This window comes from Pseudomonas sp. UBA7530 (assembly GCF_002479365.1).
Classification (GTDB): domain Bacteria; phylum Pseudomonadota; class Gammaproteobacteria; order Pseudomonadales; family Pseudomonadaceae; genus Aquipseudomonas.
In genome coordinates this window covers 476665-495227 of the sequence record NZ_DLMS01000011.1, presented here as the reverse complement: position 1 = coordinate 495227, position 18563 = coordinate 476665, and the positions used below count along the sequence as shown (strand labels likewise).

The window sequence follows — 18563 nt, the reverse complement described above, 5'->3', positions numbered from 1 at the left end:
CTCGCGCGCTTCAGGGCGCGGCGGTGGCCTGCAGGCCCGCCAGTAGCAAGCGCTGGTAAAGGATCTCGCGTACGCCATCCGGCGCTTCCAGGTTCATGCGCCGCAAGTGTTCGGGATACGCACCCGGCTCCGGCGCATCGAGCGTGGCCTTACCCAGCTCCAGCGCCTCGGTCAGGCGCAGCTTGCTCTTGAGCCAGCTCAGCGCACGCACCAGGTCCTGCTCCACCGCGCTGAAATCGCTGCCCAACGGGTATTCGGCGAACAATGCAGCATGCTGCTCGCGCAATAACTGCAGACGCTCGGGCAGGTTGTTGGCAAAGCGCTGATCGAGGCGAAAATCGGCCGGCAGTTTGCCAGCCTGCTGCGCCTGCTCGATCAACTCGTCCTGAAAGCGCGAGTCGCAGATGCCAAGCAGCGCCTCGATCACCTGGGCATCGGTCTTGCCGCGCAGGTCGGCGACGCCATATTCGGTCACCACGATGTCGCGCAGATGCCGGGGAATGGTGGTATGGCCATATTCCCAGACGATGTTGGAACTGACCTCCCCACCCGACTCGCGCCAGCTGCGCAACAGCAGAATGGAGCGCGCATCCTCCAGCGCATGGGCCTGGGCGACGAAGTTGTACTGCCCGCCGACACCGCTCAGTACGCGACCATCTTCCAACTGATCGGCCACCCCGGCGCCGAGCAGGGTCATGGTGAACACCGTGTTGACGAAACGCGCGTCGCGGCGCTGCAGGCGCTTGAGCGCTTCCTGACCATGCAGCTCATTGATGTAGCGGATACCGGTCATGGCGAAGCGCTGCCTGATTGCCTCGTCCAGCTCACGCAGGCGCGCATAGAAGGCCGCCGGGCCGAGGAAGAAACCGCCATGCAGCACCGCGCCGCCCAGGGCCTTGCCAAGAAAGGGGTGCAGGCTCGCCTGGAGCTGCGCATTGCCCAGATCGGCATCGAACAGGCTGCCGTCCGGCAGGCGCAGCAGTCCCTTCTCGAAACGCACCTCCTCGGCCAGCAGACCGCTCTGCTGCAACCATTGCAGGCCGTGCTCATCGAGCCGTGGCGCCAGCCCGGCATCGAGCAGAGCCTGGATGCTGTGCGGCCGGCCCTGCCCATCCAGACCACCGGCCAGGGCCAGGCGCTGCACCTCGACGTCGGGGTAGACCGCGCGCCGCACCAGGCCGGCTTCGGCCAGCGCCAGCAGACCGTTGACGAACATTTCACTGCAGCCGTACAGCCCTTCGCGCAACGGCAGTACACCGCCAATCTCGGCGCTGGCCTGCAGCGAGCCGGCGTCGCCATGCAGGGACTGCAGCAGGGCCTGGTAGCCGGCGTTATCCGCCTGGCGAGTGATCAGCGCAGCACTCAGGGCATCGCCCATCGCACCGATACCGATCTGCAGGGTGCCGCCATCGCGCACCAGCGCACTGGCGAACAGGCCGATGCAGTGATCCTGCACCGTCACCGGCATGTTCGGCGTGGAGAACAGCGTGCTGCGCTCGTCTTCGAGCAGCTGGATATCGAAGGTGTCGCGTGGCACCTGGGCATCGCCGACCATGTACGGAAGGTCGCTGTGAATCTGGGCGATGCCGAGCACGGTTTCGCCCGCCGCGCGACGTCGCTCCAGCAGCGGCAGCAGGTCCAGGGTCACGTCCGGGTTGCAGCTCAGGCTGAAATGCTCCGGCCGCCGTGTGTCAGCCGCCACGTACTGGGCGACCACGTTCAGGCCCTTGGTATTGAGGTCGCGGGCGACATGGCTGTAGTTGCTGCTGATGTAATCCTGCTGCGCCGGCGCACATTCGAGCAGGCTGCCGGGCTGGAAGAAGAACTGCTCGACACGCACGTTGGCCGGCAGGCTGCCGGCCTGCAGGTCGGCGAGAAATTCCAGCTCGGGGTAATCGCCGTAGACCCGGTCGACGAAGGGCTCGAGAAAGCGCCGCTGTAGATCCTGATCGGCACGCGGGCGCGCCAGGCACAGCGCGGTGTAGATGGTCAGTTGCCGCTCAGGCAGGTTGCGCACGCGCTCATACAGCGCATTGACCCAGCGATTGGGCTTGCCCAGGCCGAGCGGCAGGCCCAGGTGAATCGGCCCGTCGATTTCACTCAGGACGAGTTCGACGGCTTGCTCGATGGTGCAGGTCTGCGGCATCTGGCGCTCCTTGCGGCATCCGTGACGAATGCTGCTTGGACTGCGTGGATGCCGGCATGGTTGCATGCCATCGCCTTAAGAGCCTGCTCACGATCTGCTGCGCGTCGGCCCTGCTGCGTTAAAAACAGGCTCGGAATGCTCATTTATAGCTCGTAAAGTCGAGCGCGACTCCGAGCGTTCCTCGCCTATTTTTGCCTTGTATGGCTCTAGCTCGCGAGATCGTGAACAGGCTCTAAACGAAAAAACCGCCCGGAGGGCGGTTTTTCAGGAAGCGGCGGGTCTTACAGACCGGACATCTTCTGGATGGCTTCGCGCAGCTCTTCATCGGTGCAATCAGCGCAGGTGCCTTTCGGCGGCATGGCGTTGATACCGGAGATGGCAGCGGCGAGGATGCCGTCGAGACCGCCCTGGTGATCGGCGCGCTCTTTCCAGGCAGCGGTGTCACCGATCTTCGGTGCACCCAGTACGCCAGCGCCATGGCAGGCGTTGCAGTGCTTGGCGATGATGTCGTCAGCGGTACGCGCACCACCACCGGCGGTAGCGGCAACGGCTTCGACGCCCTTGCACTCTTCACCCATGATGCACACTTCGCCCACAGGCTTGAGGCGCTCGGCAATGGCTTCATCGGTCGTGGCCTGAGCAGTCACTGCCCACAGGGCCAATACGGCAGCCGGTACTGCCAGCATTTTCTTCATCAGATTCACGGTACACCCTCTTCGTGGCTAGTCACGCCCGCGGCCACGGTTTCGCGAGCGGGCGACAGTATAACGGCAAGCGCGCCCCACCGAAACAACCCATATTGTCGCAGGGTTATTGATCAGAAGTTCGCCGGCGTGGTGGCGCTGATCAGGCGCGCCGGTACGTCGAACGGGTTGCGAAAGCGGTGCGGCTTGCTGCTCTCGAAGTAGTAGCTGTCGCCCGGCTCGAGGATGAATACCTCGTTGCCCACGGTCAGCTCCAGCCTGCCTTCTACCAGCATGCCGGCCTCCTCGCCCTCGTGGGCGTACATCTCGTCACCGGTATCGGTGCCGGCCGGGTAAGTTTCGTCAAGGAAGGAAATGGCGCGACTCGGATGAGCCTTGCCGATCAGCTTCATGGTGATGGCGCCACTGCAGATATCGGTCAGCTCGGAGGCCCGGTAGACCACCTGAATCTGGTTCTCCTGCTCCATGTCGAGGGAGAAGAATTCCACCAGCGACATGGGGATACCGCTCAGCACTTTTTTCAGTGAGCTGATCGAGGGACTCACACTGTTCTTCTCGATCATGGAAATGGTGCTGTTGGTAACGCCCGCCCGCTTGGCGAGTTCACGCTGAGAAAGACCTTTGAGCTTACGAATCGATTGCAGTCGAACGCCGACGTCCAATGCTGGAGTCCCCCTTTGGGATTGATACGGAAAGTGTCCGTATCATGGCATAGCGTTCGGAATTTACAACACTTGCGTTCATGCTCTTCTACAGCCGGTCGAATCAACCTCCGAGATAGAGCAGCGGCACCCGCCGCAGGTTGCAGAAAATCTGATAGGGGATGCTGCCCGCAGCCATGGCCACGTCGCTGGCCAGTACCTGTTTACCCCACAGCTCGACACGGCTGCCCAGGCCCGTCTGTGGCAGATCAGTGAGGTCGACGGTGAGCATGTCCATCGACACACGGCCGATCAGGCGCGTCGGCTGGCCGTCGACCATCACTGGCGTGCCGGTCGGTGCGTGGCGCGGATAGCCGTCGGCATAGCCCATGGCGACCACACCGACGCGAGTCGGCCGCTTGGAGACGAAGCGCGCGCCGTAGCCCACGGGCTCGCCGGGCGGCAGTTCGCGGACGCTGATGACCTTTGACTCCAGGGTCATCACCGGACGCAGGCGCGCGGCCTGCTGCTGGGCCTGCTCGAACGGCGTGGCGCCATACAACATGATGCCGGGGCGCACCCAGTCGCTTGGCACCTGAGGCCAGCCCAGCACGGCCGGCGAATTGCGCAAGCTGACCTCGGTGGCCAGGCCTTCGCGCGCCTTCTGGAACACCGCCAACTGCTCGGCGGTACGCGCGCATTCGGGCTCGTCGGCACGGGCGAAGTGGCTCATCAGCACGATCTTGCTGACCTTGCCGCTGGCCAGCAGGCGACGGTAGGCATCCTGGTACTCGGCCGGATGCAGGCCGACGCGGTGCATACCGCTGTCGAGCTTGAGCCACAGGGTAAGCGGCTTACTGAGCTGAGCCTGCTCGACGGCCTCGATCTGCCACTGCGCATGAATCACGCACCACAGGTCATGCTGGTCGATCAGTGGCAGCTCGTCGGCCTCGAAAAAGCCTTCGAGCAGCAGGATCGGCGCCCGGATGCCGGCCTCGCGCAGCGCCAGCGCCTCTTCGATGCAGGCAACGGCAAAGCCATCGGCCTCGCTCTCCAGCGCCTGCGCGCAACGCATCGCGCCATGCCCGTAGGCATCGGCCTTGACCACGGCCAGGGCGCGGGCGCCGCTCAGCTCGCGAGCCAGTTGGTAGTTGTGACGCAGGGCGTCGAGGTCGATAAGGGCACGGGCAGGGCGCATGGTTCGTTATTTCTCACTGCTTCGCTGATTTCGTAGCCCGGATGCAATCCGGGTATGGTCGTTGCCAAGCCCCGGATTGCATCCGGGCTACAGGCTATAAAAAAAGCCCGGCGGGGGAGCCGGGCGAGAAGCCAACACAAAAAATTGTCTGGAACAATTTTTGACGTCGCCCCGCGACGGCCCGTCAGGGCGGCCGCCAGGAATGGCGGGCCGCAAAAATTGTTCACTGCGGTGACTGCCTCAGACGGCAGCCACCACGCACATTTCCACCAGCACTTCGGGCTTGTACATCTTCGCCTCGACGCAGGCGCGGGCCGGTGCCTGGCCATCGGCGACCCAGACGTCGTACTCGGCGTTGAGGCCGTCATAGTCGGCCATATCCTTGAGGAAGATGGTCAGCGAGAGGATCTTGCTCTTGTCGCTGCCACCCTCGGCCAGCATCTTGTCGATGTTGGCCAGGGTCTGGCGGGTCTGCTCGCGGATGTCACCGTCGAAGTCGTCGGCCAGCTGGCCGGCGAGGTAAATCGTGCCGTTGTGGATCACCACTTCGCTGTAGCGTTTGGCCACATGCAGGCGCTGGATCGACATACTGCGAATCTCCTTTGAATTTCCGGGCCGCGCAGCCTATCAGGTGCGCAGCGGCTGCGGCGCACTGTGCACCTCGCGAGCCTTGCGCGAATAACGCGAAATATCCAGGCCATCAGCGCTGATCTGCGGACGCTTGTTGGCCATCAGGTCGGCGAGCAGACGACCGGAACCGCAAGCCATGGTCCAGCCCAGAGTGCCGTGGCCGGTGTTGAGGAACAGGTTACGGAAAGTTGTGCCACCTACGATCGGGGTGCCGTCGGGCGTGGCTGGACGCAAGCCAGTCCAGAAATCGGCGCGCTGCAGATCGCCGCCTTCCGGGTAGAGGTCGGAGGTGATCATTTCCAGGGTTTCGCGACGACGCGGGTTGAGCGACAGATCGAAACCGGCGATCTCGGCCATACCGCCGACGCGGATACGGCCGTCGAACCGGGTGATGGCGACCTTGTAGGTCTCGTCGAGAATGGTCGAAGTCGGCGCCATGTCGGCGTTGGTGATCGGTACGGTCAGCGAGTAGCCCTTGAGCGGGTATACCGGCGCGCGCACGCCCAGCGGCTTTAGCAGCTGCGGGCTGTAGCTGCCGAGGGCGAGCACGTAGCGATCGGCGGTTTCCAGCTTGCCGTCGATCCACACGCCGTTGATGCGGTCGCCCACGGCGTCCAGACGCTGAATGTTCTGGCCGAATCGGAACTCGACGCCGAGCGCCTTGGCCATGTTCGCCAGCTTGGTGGTGAACATCTGGCAGTCGCCGGTCTGGTCGTTGGGCAGGCGCAGGGCGCCGGCCAGCTTGTGTTTGACGCCAGCCAGGGCCGGCTCGACGCGGGCGATGCCGTCGCGATCGAGCAGCTCGAACGGCACACCCGAGGCTTCCAGCACGGCGATGTCCTTGGCGGCGGCATCGACCTGGGCCTGGGTGCGGAACAGCTGGGTGGTGCCGAGCTGACGGCCTTCGTAGGCGATGCCGGTCTCCGCACGCAGCTCGTCGAGGCAGTCGCGGCTGTACTCGGACAGACGAACCATGCGCTCCTTGTTGATCGCATAGCGGCTGGCGGTGCAGTTGCGCAGCATCTGCGCCATCCACAGGTACTGGTCGACGTCACCAGTGGCCTTGATCGCCAGCGGAGCGTGTTTCTGCAGCAGCCACTTGATGGCTTTCAGCGGCACGCCCGGGGCGGCCCATGGCGAGGCATAGCCCGGAGAAACCTGGCCGGCGTTGGCGAAGCTGGTTTCCAGCGCCGGGCCGTCCTGGCGGTCGACCACCACCACCTCGAAGCCCTGACGGGCGAGGTAGTAAGCACTGGCGGTACCAATCACACCGCTGCCGAGAACCAGAACACGCATGTTTTTCTCCCCGCCGCGCCCAGGGCGCGTGCGTTACAGGCCATTGTTGTCGATGGGCGCAGTATAGGAAGAGCCGTGCAGTGCTTTTCACCATATACACGGCTATATTTGGCGAGAATTCTTGGCAAAAAGCCGTTTTGCAGAGGCGGATTCCCCATGAGAACCCAGCATCAAAGCCGTCGTGAACTGGACAAGATCGACCGCAACATCCTCCGTATCCTGCAGGAGGATGGGCGCATAAGCTTCACCGAACTGGGCGAGCGCGTGGGCCTGTCGACCACGCCCTGCACCGAGCGCGTACGCCGCCTGGAACGCGAAGGCATCATCATGGGCTACCACGCCCGCCTCAACCCGCAGCACCTCAAGGCCAGCCTGCTGGTGTTCGTCGAGATCAGCCTGGACTACAAGTCCGGCGATACCTTCGAGGAGTTCCGCCGCGCCGTGCTCAAACTGCCGCACGTGCTGGAATGCCACCTGGTGTCCGGCGACTTCGACTACCTGGTGAAGGCGCGCATCAACGAAATGGCCAGCTACCGCAAGCTGCTCGGCGACATCCTGCTCAAGCTGCCGCACGTGCGCGAATCGAAGAGCTATATCGTCATGGAAGAGGTGAAGGAGAGCCTGGCGCTGCCGGTGCCGGAATGAGCATTTGCCGTTGTAGGAGCGAATTCACTCGCGATCAGCCGCAGCACCGTACCAACCTCATTCGCGAATGAATTCGCTCCTACAGGGTCGCTCCACGCTCCGCCTGCAAGCTGACGAGCGCTGACACATGGGCTATCAAGAAGAGCCAGGCCCTAACGGCGCCCGAATGAGCGAATGCCATTTGTAGGAGCGAATTTATTCGCGATCAGCCGCAATACCGTACCAACCTCGTTCGCGAATAAATTCGCTCCTACAGGGGTCGCTCCACGCTCCGCCTGCAAGCTGACGAGCGCTGACACATGGGCTATCAAGAAGAGCCAGGCCCTACCGGCGCCCGAATGAGCAAATGCCATTTGTAGGAGCGAATTTATTCGCGATCAGCCGCAATACCGTACCAACCTCATTCGCGAATAAATTCGCTCCTACAAGGGTCGCTCCACGCTCCGCCTGCAAGCTAATGAGCGCTGACACATGGGCCATCAAGAAGAGCCAGGCCCTACCGGGCCGAAGTGAGCTATTGCCGTTGTAGGAGCGAATTTATTCGCGATTGAACGGGGGCCATACCATCCAGGATCGCGAATGAATTCGCTCCCACAGGAGATGCCGCTGCGTCTACACCAATCGCTGCCGAGTGGTGGCGATCAGCCGGTGCACCTGGTGCTCCACCGCTGGCTCGATCGGTTGCTCCGGCCCGCGACCATGCGGACATGGCAAGTTCGGTGTGGTGCCGAACAGGCGGCAGATCAGCGGGCGCTGCTCATACACCTCGCAGCCGTTCGGTCCCAGATGCACGCAGTTGTACTCGGCCAACGCCGCATCATGCTCGGCATCGCTTTTCACCGGCAGGCGCGCCAGCTCCTCGGACGAAGCGGTGACCGGCCCGCAGCAGTCGTGGCAGCCGGGCACGCAGTCGAAACGCGGAATCTGCCGGCGCAGGTGGTCGATCTTGCGGTCGGTGCAGCTCATCGTTGGGTATCCTTAGGTGATGGCGGCAAGTTTACTGCCAGGCGCCGCAATGTCATTCGATCAGACACCTCAAGTCGCGGCTAAGCCCCTCCCACCAGGGGCCCAGCACTCCCTGTGGGAGGCGCTTCAGCGGCGACAGGCCAAAGCCCCATGAGAGAAGACAGCCTGCTTTTTTTCTGTCTGTCTCTTGGCGTGATAACAATCACGCGCTTATGCTGCGTTTAATTTTCCACACAACGAAATCAGGATTTCGCACATGAACGCCCGCGTTCACCAGCCCGTCCACAGCCCACGGCATGCCGCCTCCTATTACGCCGCCAGCGTCAATCGCCAGCAGGCCTACCCGCCCCTGGACGGCGAACGGCAGGTGGATGTGTGCATCGTCGGTGGCGGGTTCAGCGGCCTGAACACGGCCATCGAGCTGGCACAGAAGGGCCTCTCGGTGGCGTTGCTGGAGGCGCGCAAGATCGGCTGGGGCGCCAGCGGCCGTAACGGCGGGCAGCTGATTCGCGGCGTCGGCCATGATGTCGAACAGTTCGAATCGGTGGTCGGCAAGGACGGCGTGCGCCAGTTCAAGCTGATGGGCCTGGAGGCCGTGGAGATCGTACGCAGCCGCGTCGAGCAGTTTCGCATCGACTGCGACCTGACCTGGGGCTATTGCGACCTGGCCAACAAGCCGGCGCACATGGACGGCTTCGCCGAGGACAAGGCCGAGCTGGAGAGCCTCGGCTATCGGCATGAGCTGCGCATGGTGCCGCGGGAACGCATCCACGAGGTGGTCGGCTCCGACAATTACCACGGCGCCATGATCGACATGGGCTCGGGCCACCTGCACCCGCTCAACCTGGCGCTAGGCGAAGCCGCTGCCGCCCAGTCGCTGGGCGTGCAGCTGTTCGAAGACTCACCGGTGACCGGCATCGACTATGGCAGCGAAGTGCGCGTGCACACTGCCAATGGCCAGGTGCGCGCCAAGTACCTGGTGCTGGCCTGCAATGCCTACATCAACGGTCTCAACCCGACACTGAGCGGCAAGGTGCTACCGGCCGGCAGCTATATCATCGCCACCGAACCACTCTCCGAAGAGCAGGCGCGCCAGCTGATTCCGCAGAACATGGCGCTGTGCGACCAGCGCGTGACCGTCGACTACTACCGCCTCTCGGCCGACCGCCGACTGCTGTTCGGCGGTGCCTGCCACTATTCCGGGCGCGATCCGGCCGACATCGCCGCCTACATGCGACCGAAGATGCTCAAGGTGTTCCCGCAGCTAGCCAACGTGCGTATCGACTTCCAGTGGGGCGGGATGATCGGCATCGGTGCCAACCGCCTGCCACAGATCGGCCGACTCAAGGACCAGCCCAACGTGTTCCACGCCCAGGCCTATGCCGGGCACGGCGTCAACGCCACGCATCTGGCAGGCAAGCTGCTCGCCGAGGCCATCGCCGGACAGGAAAGCCGCGGCTTCGACCTGTTCGCCCAGGTCCCGCACATGACCTTCCCCGGCGGTAAGCACCTGCGCTCGCCGTTGCTGGCACTGGGAATGGCCTGGCACCGGCTTAAAGAATTGCTGTAGGCCTACAAATCGCGGCTGAAGCCGCTCCTACGGGCGTGCCGCGCGGCGAAGCTGACCTTATAGCTTCCAGAACGGCAGGCTCGCCTCGCGCTCGGCCTGGGCGCGGCTCAGGCCTATGTCGCGCAGCTGCTGGTCGCTGAGCTTGAGCAGCGCGCGGCGCGTACTCAGGCGCCGCCAGAAGGCCGGCCAGTTGCGACCGAAGTAGCGGGCCTCATCCTTGTGTGGCGCTACCTGTACATGCTCGCCCACCGCCGCGAAATCTGTCTTGCTGAATCCGCTCATGGCTGCCTCCCTCTTACCCTTCTGTCATGGGAGATCAGCATGCGGTCGTTAGAAAACACATGACAGATTCAAAAAATCCTTATTTACTCCATACAGATTCGCCGATTTTTCCCCTGAATGGGATTTTTCAAGGCGAACTGTACTGGTTCAAACCCACCCTGCACCAAAGCGGACGACCGTCATGACGCTCTATTTGAACCTGGCCGAACTGCTTGGTACCCGTATCGAGCAGGGACTGTACCGCCCAGGCGACCGTCTGCCGTCGATACGCAGCCTGAGTCAGGAACACGGCGTCAGCCTGAGCACCGTGCAACAGGCCTACCGCCACCTTGAAGACATGGGGCTGGCCGCGCCGCGACCGAAGTCCGGATACTTCGTGCCGGTGGGGCGGCAAATGCCCGCCCTGCCGCAGATCAGTCGAGCCGCACAGCGTCCCGTGGAGGTCTCGCAGTGGGATCACGTACTGGAACTGATCAGCAGCTCGCCACAGCACGACATGCTGCAGCTGGGCCGAGGCCGCCCGGACATCAGCGGCTCGACACTCAAGCCACTGCTGCGCAACCTGTCGCGCCAGGCGCGCCGGCAGGACCCGGACGTACTCACCTATGGCGGCATTCGCGGCGATATTCGCCTGCGCGAACAGATCGCCCGGCTGATGCTCGACTCCGGCTGCCAAGTGGCCGCTGAAGACCTGGTGGTCACCACTGGTTGCCACGAAGCCCTGTCGGCGGCCGTGCGCGCCATCTGCCAGCCAGGTGACATCGTCGCGGTCGACTCGCCGAGCTTCCATGGCGTCATGCAGGCGCTCAAGGGCTTCGGCATGAAGGCGCTGGAACTGCCTACCGACCCGCTCACCGGGATCAACCTCGACGCCTTGGAGATGGCTCTGGAGCAATGGCCGATCAAGGCCATCCAGCTCACCCCGAACTGCAACAACCCGCTTGGCTACATCATGCCCGACGCCAACAAGCGCGCCCTGGTGGCCCTGGCGCAGCGCTTCGATGTAGCCATCATCGAGGACGACGTCTACGCCGACCTCGCCTACAGCTACCCACGACCGCGCAGCATCAAGTCCTTCGACGAGGATGGTCGTGTGCTGTTCTGCAGCTCTTTCTCCAAGACCCTGGCGCCGGGTCTGCGGGTCGGCTGGATCGCCCCCGGACGCTACCTGGAGCAGGTGGTGCACATGAAGTACCTGGGCACCGGTAGCACCGCGCAGCTGCCACAACTGGCGCTGGCCGAATACCTCAAGGACGGGCATTACGAACCGCACCTAAGGCGCATGCGCGCGCAGTACCTGCGTAGCCGTGATCTGATGGTGGACTGGGTCAGCCGCTATTTCCCGGCCGGCACCCGGGTCAGCCGACCGCAGGGCAGCTTCATGCTATGGGTGGAGATGCCGCAGGGCTTCGACAGCCAGAAGCTCAATCGCGCGCTGCTGCCACACAAGATCCAGATCGCCCCGGGCAGCATCTTTTCGGCAGCCGGCAAGTACCGCAACTGCATCCGCCTGAACTATGCCGAGCCGCCGAGCGCGACCATCGAAGCAGCAGTGAAGCAGATCGGTGTGACCATCGCCGAGCTGATCGAAGAGGCTGACCTGCAGCACACGCAGGATCTCGGGCAGTGGCGCTGAGCCGGTTCAGGAACGCGCCGCTTCCATCTCGCTGAAGGCCCCGCGCTTGCTCGCCAGGATGATGAACACGAAAGCGCCAGTAGCCATCATCAGCGGCAGCGCATGGCCGCTCAACCACTGGCTGACGGCACCTGTGGTGAGTGGCCCGATCAGACAGCCCAGACCCCACAACTGAGCGACATGGGCATTGGCGCGCACCAACTCGTCATCACGATAACGCTCGCCGATCATGATCAGCGACAAGGTGAACAGGCCGCCGGCACTGGCACCGAAGGCCACCAGCACCGGCCAGATCACCGGCGTGTGCAGTAACGGTGGGATGGCCAGGCTGGAGACCAGCAGCACGCAGCCGCATGCGCGGAACAGCAATTGCCGCGACATGCGGTCCGCCAGCCAGCCGATGGGCAGTTGCAGCACCGCGTCGCCGACCACCACCACGCTGACCATGAACAGCGCCACTTCCTGGGTGAAGCCCTGGCGCAGGCCGTAGATCGGCAACAGGGTCAGCATCATCGCTTCGAAGGCGGCGAACAGCATCACCGCCCAGGCGATCGCCGGCAGCTTGCGGCAGAACACCAGGAGCCCGCGCCCGGAGGCGCTGTGTGCATCCACCTGTGGCGCGCCGCTGCGCCCGATCAGGATCAGCGAGCCGCCGATCAGCAGGCACACGCCCGTCCAGAAACCCCGGTCGGTCGCCGTGCCGAGCGCCGTCAGCAGCAGGGGGCCGCTGAGCTGGCTGAGGGCATAGCCGGTGCCGTACAGGGCCACCAAACGGCCGCGCCATTTCTCCACGGCGAGTTGGTTGATCCAGCTTTCGCCCAGGATGAACACCACGGTCAGCGCCACACCGATGAAAAGGCGCAGGCCGACCCAGACCGCATAGTTCTGTACCAGCGCCAGCCCGGCCACCGACACTGCGCCGAGCAGCAGGCATAGCTGCATCAGCACGGTGGTGCCGAAGCGCGCCGCCAGGCGTCCCGCCAGCAAGGCACCGAGCAACACGCCGACAGCTGGAGTTGCGGCCATCACGCCGATGGCGAAGGAGTCGTAGCCCCAGCTTTCCAGGCGCAACGACACCAACGGCATGGTCACGCCCAGCGCCAGGCCGATGCTGATGACCGCCGCACAGACAGCGAAGTAGGTGCCCCAACGCATTGGTGAATTCCTTGGCTGACGAGCCTCTGCAAAGACAACGGCCGGGTTCCTCGGGAACCCGGCCGTAGGTTTCGGGAGCGAGATAACCGGCCGTTTCGCTGCGTTCTCGGCCCTCTCCCCCAGCCCCTCTCCCATGAATGGGAGAGGGGAGCCGATTACCTGGCCGACGACCAGGTGATCGCCCCGCTACCTTTAAAGTTTGATCCAGGTAGACTTCAGCTCTGTGTACTTGTCGAACGCGTGCAGCGACTTGTCGCGACCGTTGCCGGACTGCTTGAAGCCGCCGAACGGCGCGGTCATGTCGCCGCCGTCGTACTGGTTGATCCACACGCTGCCGGCGCGCAGCGCCTTGCCCACCAGGTGGGCGCGCGAGAGGTTGCTGGTCCATACCGCAGCGGCCAGGCCGTAGACGGTGTCGTTGGCGATGGCGATGGCCTCGTCCTGATCATCGAAGCCGATCACCGACAGCACCGGGCCGAAGATTTCTTCCTGGGCGATGCGCATGGCGTTGCTCACGCCGTCGAAGATGGTCGGCTCGACGTAGGTGCCGCCGGTTTCTTCCATCACCCGCTTGCCGCCGGCCACCAGCTTGGCGCCGTCGTCATGGCCGGCCTGGATGTAATTCAGCACGTTGTTCATCTGCGTGGTGTCGACCAGCGCACCGACATTGGTCTCCGGGTCCAGCGGGTTGCCCGGCTTCCAGGCCTTGATCGCCTCGACCACCATGGGCACGAACTTGTCCTTGATGGAATTCTCCACCAGTAGGCGCGAACCGGCGGTGCAGACCTCGCCCTGGTTGAAAGCGATGGCACTGGCGGCAGATTCGGCAGCGGCCTGCAGGTCCGGTGCGTCAGCGAAGACGATGTTCGGGCTCTTGCCGCCAGCCTCCAGCCAGACGCGCTTCATGTTCGACTCGCCGGCATAGACCATCAGTTGCTTGGCGATCTTGGTCGAGCCGGTGAACACCAGAGTGTCGACGTCCATGTGCAGGGCCAGGGCCTTGCCCACCGTGTGGCCGAAGCCCGGCAGCACGTTGAACACGCCGGCCGGGATGCCGGCCTCGATAGCCAGCTCGGCGATGCGGATGCCGGTCAGCGGCGACTTCTCGGAGGGCTTGAGGATAATGGAGTTACCGGTGGCCAACGCCGGGCCAAGCTTCCAGCAGGACATCAGCAGCGGGAAATTCCACGGCACGATGGCGGCGACCACGCCCACCGGCTCACGGGTGACCAGACCAAGCTGATCGTGAGGCGTGGCGGCAACTTCGTCATAGACCTTGTCGATGGCCTCGCCGCTCCAGCGAATGGCATTGGCCGCGCTGTTCACGTCGATGCTCAGCGAATCGCTGATCGGCTTGCCCATGTCCAGGGTTTCCAGCAGAGCCAACTCCTGGCCATGCTCTTCGATCAGCTCGGCGAAACGGATCATCACCTTCTTGCGCAGGGCCGGCACCATACGCGACCATGCGCCGGAGTCGAAGGCGGCGCGGGCGTCCTTGACCGCCAGCTCGGCGTCGGCCTGATTACAGCTGGCCACCAGGCCAAGCAGACGTCCGTCGACCGGGCTGATGCACTCGAATGTGGCGCCGGACTCGGCGGCGCGGTATTCGCCGTGGATGAAGGCACGGGTTTCGATGGTCAGGGTCTTGGCACGCTGTTCCCAGTCGCTACGAGTCAGGCTAGTCATTCCGGCATCCTCTCAATGGGTGGAAGCGGCGCCCGCAGGGACGCGCGCTGTCAATAATTCTGCAAGGCCAGGTCGCTGGCCGAATCCTGCTCGCCACACTAAACCAGTGGGCTGTGGCTTTTCAATATTTTTGACATAGACGGGGAAAAGCCCTTGTCATGTTCGTTTTTTTAAACATAGACTGCCGCCACGACTCTACCGTCGCGGCCCCGCTGGCCGCGTGATCAACGCCACCGCCCCACGGAACAGCCAGATGAACATCGAGCAGATCGTCGACTTCGCCCAGGCCGGCACGGCCGCCGAACACTATCGCCCCGCAGCGGAGAAAGTGCTCAAGGGTGACCCCGAGCAGAGCGTACGCAACCACTACAGCAGCCCCTGCGGCCAGTTCAGCACCGGCATCTGGGAAGGTGCAGTGGGCCAGTGGACGGTGAACTACACCGAGCACGAGTACTGCGAGATCCTCCAGGGCGTGTCCGTGCTGCGTGATGCCGATGGCAACGCCAGAACCGTACGCGCCGGCGACCGCTTCGTGATTCCCGCCGGATTCTCCGGCACCTGGGAAGTGCTGGAAGCCTGCCGCAAGGTCTATGTGATCTTCGAGCCCAAGTAAGCACCTGACCGCGAGCCGCACGGACGGGTTCCGGGCTCATCGAATCCTGTTGTTGCTTGTCACCCTTCGACCCGCCTTGTGCGGGTCTTTTTCTGCGCAATAGCTGCCTCAGCGGGCGGGCACAGCCTCGACTACAGCCGAGCGCATGGTGCCTGCCAGCAACGCCAGCAGCGCGAAAAGCACCACGGCATGCGTCAGGCTCAGCCAGCTCGCCAGAGCGCCGAAAACCGGTGCACCTAACGTCTGGCCAACGGCAATGCCAAGAAAGGCGATGGTCAGCCCGGTAGCGGGGCGCTCGGACAATGCGGCCACGCCCCAGACCAGATAGATACCGCTCAGGGTGATGTAGGCCGCGCCGAACAGCGCGCCGCCGAGCAGCGTCAGGGCCGGCGCGCTCCCCAGACCGACCAGGACTATGGCCGCCGCCAGCGCGGCCAGGCACAGACGGTGCGCCCAGTCGACGCCCAGCCTAGCGACCAGAGCCCCAGCTCCGGCACCGGCGATTCCGGCGGCACCGATCACCACCCAGAGCAATCCGGCTCCAGCGCTCTGCCACCCCAGACGCTGCGCCACGATCTCGCTGCCGAACGACCACAAGGCCGTGCTGGCCGCACCCATCAGCAGGGACGCCACCACCAGTCGCTTCAAGGTGGCGCTGAACAGTGCCGCCCCCGCGTGAGCCTGCACAGGCGGCGCGGAGGTACGCGGCACATGCAAAACCGCCAGCACCGCCAGCGCGCACGCGGCGGCTGCGAAAACGCCGTAGGCCAGCCGCCACTCGGCGCCGAACATCAGCGCGACCGGGCCGGACAGAATCACGCCTGCACTGGTGCCGGCGTTGATCAGGGTATTGGTGCCGTCCTGGCGCTGCGGCTCGACGACCGCAGCCACCGCGGCGGCCATGGGCGGTGAAGCCAAGCCAGTGCTCATACCGGCGAGCAACACCGCAGCGGCGAGCCACAACGCCGCTGGCGCGAGGGCGATACCGAGCATGCCGAGCATGGCGACCAATGCGGCGGCGAGCGCGACGGCACGTGCGCCCAGGCGCTCGGTCAACTGCGCGGCGACGACAATGGCGAGGCAGTAACCCAGAAACGAACCTCCGGCGATCAGGCCGCCAACGGCGTCCGGCAGAGCGAGGTCAGCATCGATCTGCGGCAGGAACAGGCCGAAAGCGAAACGGGCGAAGCCGTAGCACACCGCGATCAGGCCGAAGCCCGTAATACCGAGGCGCCATTCGCGGGTCACGCCCGCCCCCGCAGGGCCAGCAGCATCGCCGCGCGACCCGCCGTGGCCACTGCCGCCAGGCCGCGGTAGCTAGCCGCGGCCGTGGCACCTTCGAAGAGAATGACCACTTGCTCGACCAATTCCTCATCGGCGCTGGCGCCCAACTGACGGGCGAGAATCCGCCGCACCGTCTCGCTGAAGCGCGTCTTGTACGCCGCCACGACCTCGGTGACTTCCGGCAGGGCCGTGCCGAGTTCGCCCTGGGCACGTAGGAACAGGCAGCCACGCGCACCTTCCTCGCCCATCCAGCTGGTCAGTGCATCGAACAGCGCCTCGACGCTGTCCAACTCCAGGCGCTGCAGGAAGCGCTGCCCACGCGTCATCAGCACGGCGGCGATCAGCTCGTTCTTGCTGCCCGCGTGCTTGTACAGCGTGCGGCTGGACATCCCGGCGGCCTGCGCCAGGCGATCCATGCCGGTTGCGTTGAAGCCGTGACGGTCGAACAGCTCTTCGGCCACGGATATAAGCTTGGCGTCAATATTCATAGGATCAAGGTAAAACGATCACTTTACCTCGTCAACCAGCTATAAATGCTCAGGCAAAAAAAGACCCGCGCAGGGCGTAATGCTGTTCACATAAGGTTGTGCGCGCTTTGCTCCCCTCTCCCATTTATGGGAGAGGGGCTGGGGGAGAGGGCTGAAAACGCCGCGAGCCTGCTGCCGCCCCCCCCCGCCGAACGCGGCCCGCCCTAACCCTCTCCCCAGAGGGGCGAGGGGACTGATCGCGCCCAACCACCGCTTAATTGAACAGCATTACCGCACAGGGCGGGTCTTCCTATCAGCACGCCGAGGCGTGCTTAGCGTCCGGCTCAGGCCAGCTCGTCGAAGCACTCGGCGACGATGGCGATGCCTTTATCCAGCTGCGCGTCCGGGATGGTGACGGGCATCAGGAAGCGGATGACGTTGTAGTAGGTGCCGCACGACAGCAGGATCAGACCCTTGTCACGCGCACGGGCGACGATCTTGCCCACCAGCTCGGCAGCCGGCTTGTTGTGGTCACCGCCCTCGAACAGCTCGATGGCGACCATCGAACCCAGGCCGCGTACGTCACCGATCACCTTGTGCTTCTCGGCGATGGTCTTGAGGCCCGCCTTGAGCGTCTCGCCGACGGCGTTGGAGCGCGCCAGCAGGTTCTCTTCGTCGAACACCTTGAGCACGGCCAGGGCCGCGGCGCAGGCGATCGGACTGCCGGCGTAGGTGCCGCCCAGGCCACCGGGGGCGATCTTGTCCATGATCTCGGCCTTGCCGCACACGCCGGAGATCGGGAAGCCGCCGCCAACGGACTTGGCGAAGGTGGTCAGGTCCGGCACCACGCCCAGTTGCTCGGTAGCGAAGAAGGTGCCGGTACGGCCGGCGCCGGTCTGCACTTCGTCGGCGATCAGGAGGATGCCGTGCTGGTCGCACAGGGCGCGCAGGCGCTGCATGAAGGCCGGAGAGTTGACGTAGAAACCACCCTCGCCCTGCACTGGCTCGATGATGATGGCGGCAATGTCCTGCGGCTGCGCGTCGTTCTTGAAGATGCGCTCGATGCTGGCGATGGACTCGTCCTCGCTCACGCCGTGCAGCGGGCACGGCGCCTGGGCGCGGTACACGCCAGCCGGCATCAGGCCCATGCCGGCAGAGTACGGTACCACCTTGCCGGTCAGCGACAGGGTCATCATGGTGCGGCCGTGGTAGGCGCCAGTGAAGGCGATCACGCCGGCACGGCCGGTAGCAGCGCGGGCGATCTTCACGGCGTTCTCGACAGCTTCGGAGCCGGAGGTGACCAGCAGGGTCTTCTTGGCGAAGTCGCCCGGTACGCGCTTGGCGATTTCTTCGCACAGCTCGATATAGGGCTCGTAGGCCAGCACCTGGAAGCAGGTATGGGTCAGCTTGCTCAACTGCTCCTGAACGGCAGCGACCACCTTCGGGTGCAGGTGGCCGGTGTTCAGTACGGCGATACCACCGGCGAAGTCGATGTACTCGCGGCCTTCGACGTCCCATACGGTGGCGTTCTCGGCGCGCTCGGCGACGATCGGGTGGATCTGGCCGACGCCGCGCGGTACGGCGGCAGCACGGCGTTGCAGCAGGGATTCGTTGGTCTTGCTCATGGTGTCCTCATGGCCGTCA

Annotated in this window: 17 protein-coding genes; 4 read left to right on the top strand and 13 right to left on the bottom strand. The window is 64.3% G+C overall.

Annotated elements, in window-relative coordinates:
- Nucleotides 1-10: 10 nt before the first annotated feature.
- From B2U07_RS16235 to dadA, 6 genes are all read right to left on the bottom strand, one after another.
- The gene (locus tag B2U07_RS16235; RefSeq protein WP_275545695.1) at nt 11-2146 is read right to left on the bottom strand and encodes an acetyl-CoA hydrolase/transferase C-terminal domain-containing protein; all 2136 of its coding nucleotides are present in this window, start codon (nt 2144-2146) and stop codon (nt 11-13) included.
- Nucleotides 2147-2427: 281 nt separating this feature from the next.
- Nucleotides 2428-2850 carry a c-type cytochrome gene (locus B2U07_RS16230; protein ID WP_197857799.1) on the bottom strand — a complete coding sequence of 141 codons (423 nt, stop codon included), beginning with the start codon at nt 2848-2850 and terminating at the stop codon, nt 2428-2430.
- A 113-nt stretch (nt 2851-2963) separates the two neighbouring features.
- Nucleotides 2964-3512, bottom strand: coding sequence for a cupin domain-containing protein (locus B2U07_RS16225; protein WP_197857798.1), 549 nt, complete (start codon nt 3510-3512; stop codon nt 2964-2966).
- A 103-nt stretch (nt 3513-3615) separates the two neighbouring features.
- A complete protein-coding gene (gene alr, locus B2U07_RS16220; protein WP_296277372.1) occupies nt 3616-4689 on the bottom strand; it encodes an alanine racemase in 1074 nt (357 codons plus the stop codon).
- Nucleotides 4690-4929: 240 nt separating this feature from the next.
- Nucleotides 4930-5277 (bottom strand): RidA family protein, encoded by a 348-nt coding sequence (locus B2U07_RS16215; protein WP_296277371.1) that lies wholly within the window; start codon nt 5275-5277, stop codon nt 4930-4932.
- Between the two features lie 39 nt (nt 5278-5316).
- Nucleotides 5317-6615, bottom strand: coding sequence for a D-amino acid dehydrogenase (dadA, locus tag B2U07_RS16210; RefSeq protein ID WP_296277370.1), 1299 nt, complete (start codon nt 6613-6615; stop codon nt 5317-5319).
- A gap of 156 nt (nt 6616-6771) precedes the next feature.
- Between dadA and dadR the strand changes: the two genes are divergently transcribed.
- Nucleotides 6772-7260, top strand: coding sequence for a transcriptional regulator DadR (dadR, locus tag B2U07_RS16205; protein ID WP_197857795.1), 489 nt, complete (start codon nt 6772-6774; stop codon nt 7258-7260).
- Between the two features lie 612 nt (nt 7261-7872).
- Here dadR and B2U07_RS16200 read toward each other — a convergent pair.
- The gene (locus tag B2U07_RS16200) at nt 7873-8226 is read right to left on the bottom strand and encodes a YkgJ family cysteine cluster protein (RefSeq protein ID WP_296277369.1); all 354 of its coding nucleotides are present in this window, start codon (nt 8224-8226) and stop codon (nt 7873-7875) included.
- Between the two features lie 256 nt (nt 8227-8482).
- Here B2U07_RS16200 and B2U07_RS16195 point away from each other — a divergent pair, with 256 nt between their 5' ends.
- Nucleotides 8483-9796, top strand: a complete 1314-nt coding sequence (locus tag B2U07_RS16195; RefSeq protein ID WP_296277368.1) for an NAD(P)/FAD-dependent oxidoreductase — start codon at nt 8483-8485, stop codon at nt 9794-9796.
- Between the two features lie 57 nt (nt 9797-9853).
- Here the strand turns inward: B2U07_RS16195 and B2U07_RS16190 are convergent, their stop codons facing one another.
- Nucleotides 9854-10078, bottom strand: a complete 225-nt coding sequence (locus tag B2U07_RS16190) for a DUF1127 domain-containing protein (RefSeq protein ID WP_197857792.1) — start codon at nt 10076-10078, stop codon at nt 9854-9856.
- Between the two features lie 181 nt (nt 10079-10259).
- On the opposite strand from B2U07_RS16190, the gene B2U07_RS16185 reads away from it, so the two are divergent.
- Nucleotides 10260-11714, top strand: a complete 1455-nt coding sequence (locus B2U07_RS16185) for a PLP-dependent aminotransferase family protein (protein ID WP_296277367.1) — start codon at nt 10260-10262, stop codon at nt 11712-11714.
- 6 nt (nt 11715-11720) lie between these two features.
- Here B2U07_RS16185 and B2U07_RS16180 read toward each other — a convergent pair whose 3' ends face one another.
- Complete coding sequence (locus B2U07_RS16180; protein WP_296277366.1) at nt 11721-12869, bottom strand: MFS transporter; 1149 nt, start codon at nt 12867-12869, stop codon at nt 11721-11723.
- Nucleotides 12870-13061: 192 nt separating this feature from the next.
- Nucleotides 13062-14555 (bottom strand): aldehyde dehydrogenase, encoded by a 1494-nt coding sequence (locus tag B2U07_RS16175; RefSeq protein ID WP_296277365.1) that lies wholly within the window; start codon nt 14553-14555, stop codon nt 13062-13064.
- 253 nt (nt 14556-14808) lie between these two features.
- Here B2U07_RS16175 and B2U07_RS16170 point away from each other — a divergent pair, with 253 nt between their 5' ends.
- Entirely contained in the window at nt 14809-15168 is a 360-nt protein-coding gene (locus tag B2U07_RS16170; RefSeq protein ID WP_197857788.1) for a cupin domain-containing protein, read from the top strand.
- Between the two features lie 108 nt (nt 15169-15276).
- Here B2U07_RS16170 and B2U07_RS16165 read toward each other — a convergent pair whose 3' ends face one another.
- The 3 genes from B2U07_RS16165 to gabT all read right to left on the bottom strand — a co-directional run bounded on the left by B2U07_RS16165 (nt 15277) and on the right by gabT (nt 18544).
- Nucleotides 15277-16416 (bottom strand): MFS transporter, encoded by a 1140-nt coding sequence (locus tag B2U07_RS16165; RefSeq protein ID WP_296277364.1) that lies wholly within the window; start codon nt 16414-16416, stop codon nt 15277-15279.
- Nucleotides 16413-16940 (bottom strand): TetR/AcrR family transcriptional regulator, encoded by a 528-nt coding sequence (locus B2U07_RS16160; protein WP_296277363.1) that lies wholly within the window; start codon nt 16938-16940, stop codon nt 16413-16415. The genes B2U07_RS16165 and B2U07_RS16160 overlap by 4 nt, the downstream gene beginning before the upstream one ends.
- A gap of 323 nt (nt 16941-17263) precedes the next feature.
- Nucleotides 17264-18544, bottom strand: coding sequence for a 4-aminobutyrate--2-oxoglutarate transaminase (gene gabT, locus B2U07_RS16155; RefSeq protein ID WP_296277362.1), 1281 nt, complete (start codon nt 18542-18544; stop codon nt 17264-17266).
- Between the last annotated feature and the right edge of the window lie 19 nt (nt 18545-18563).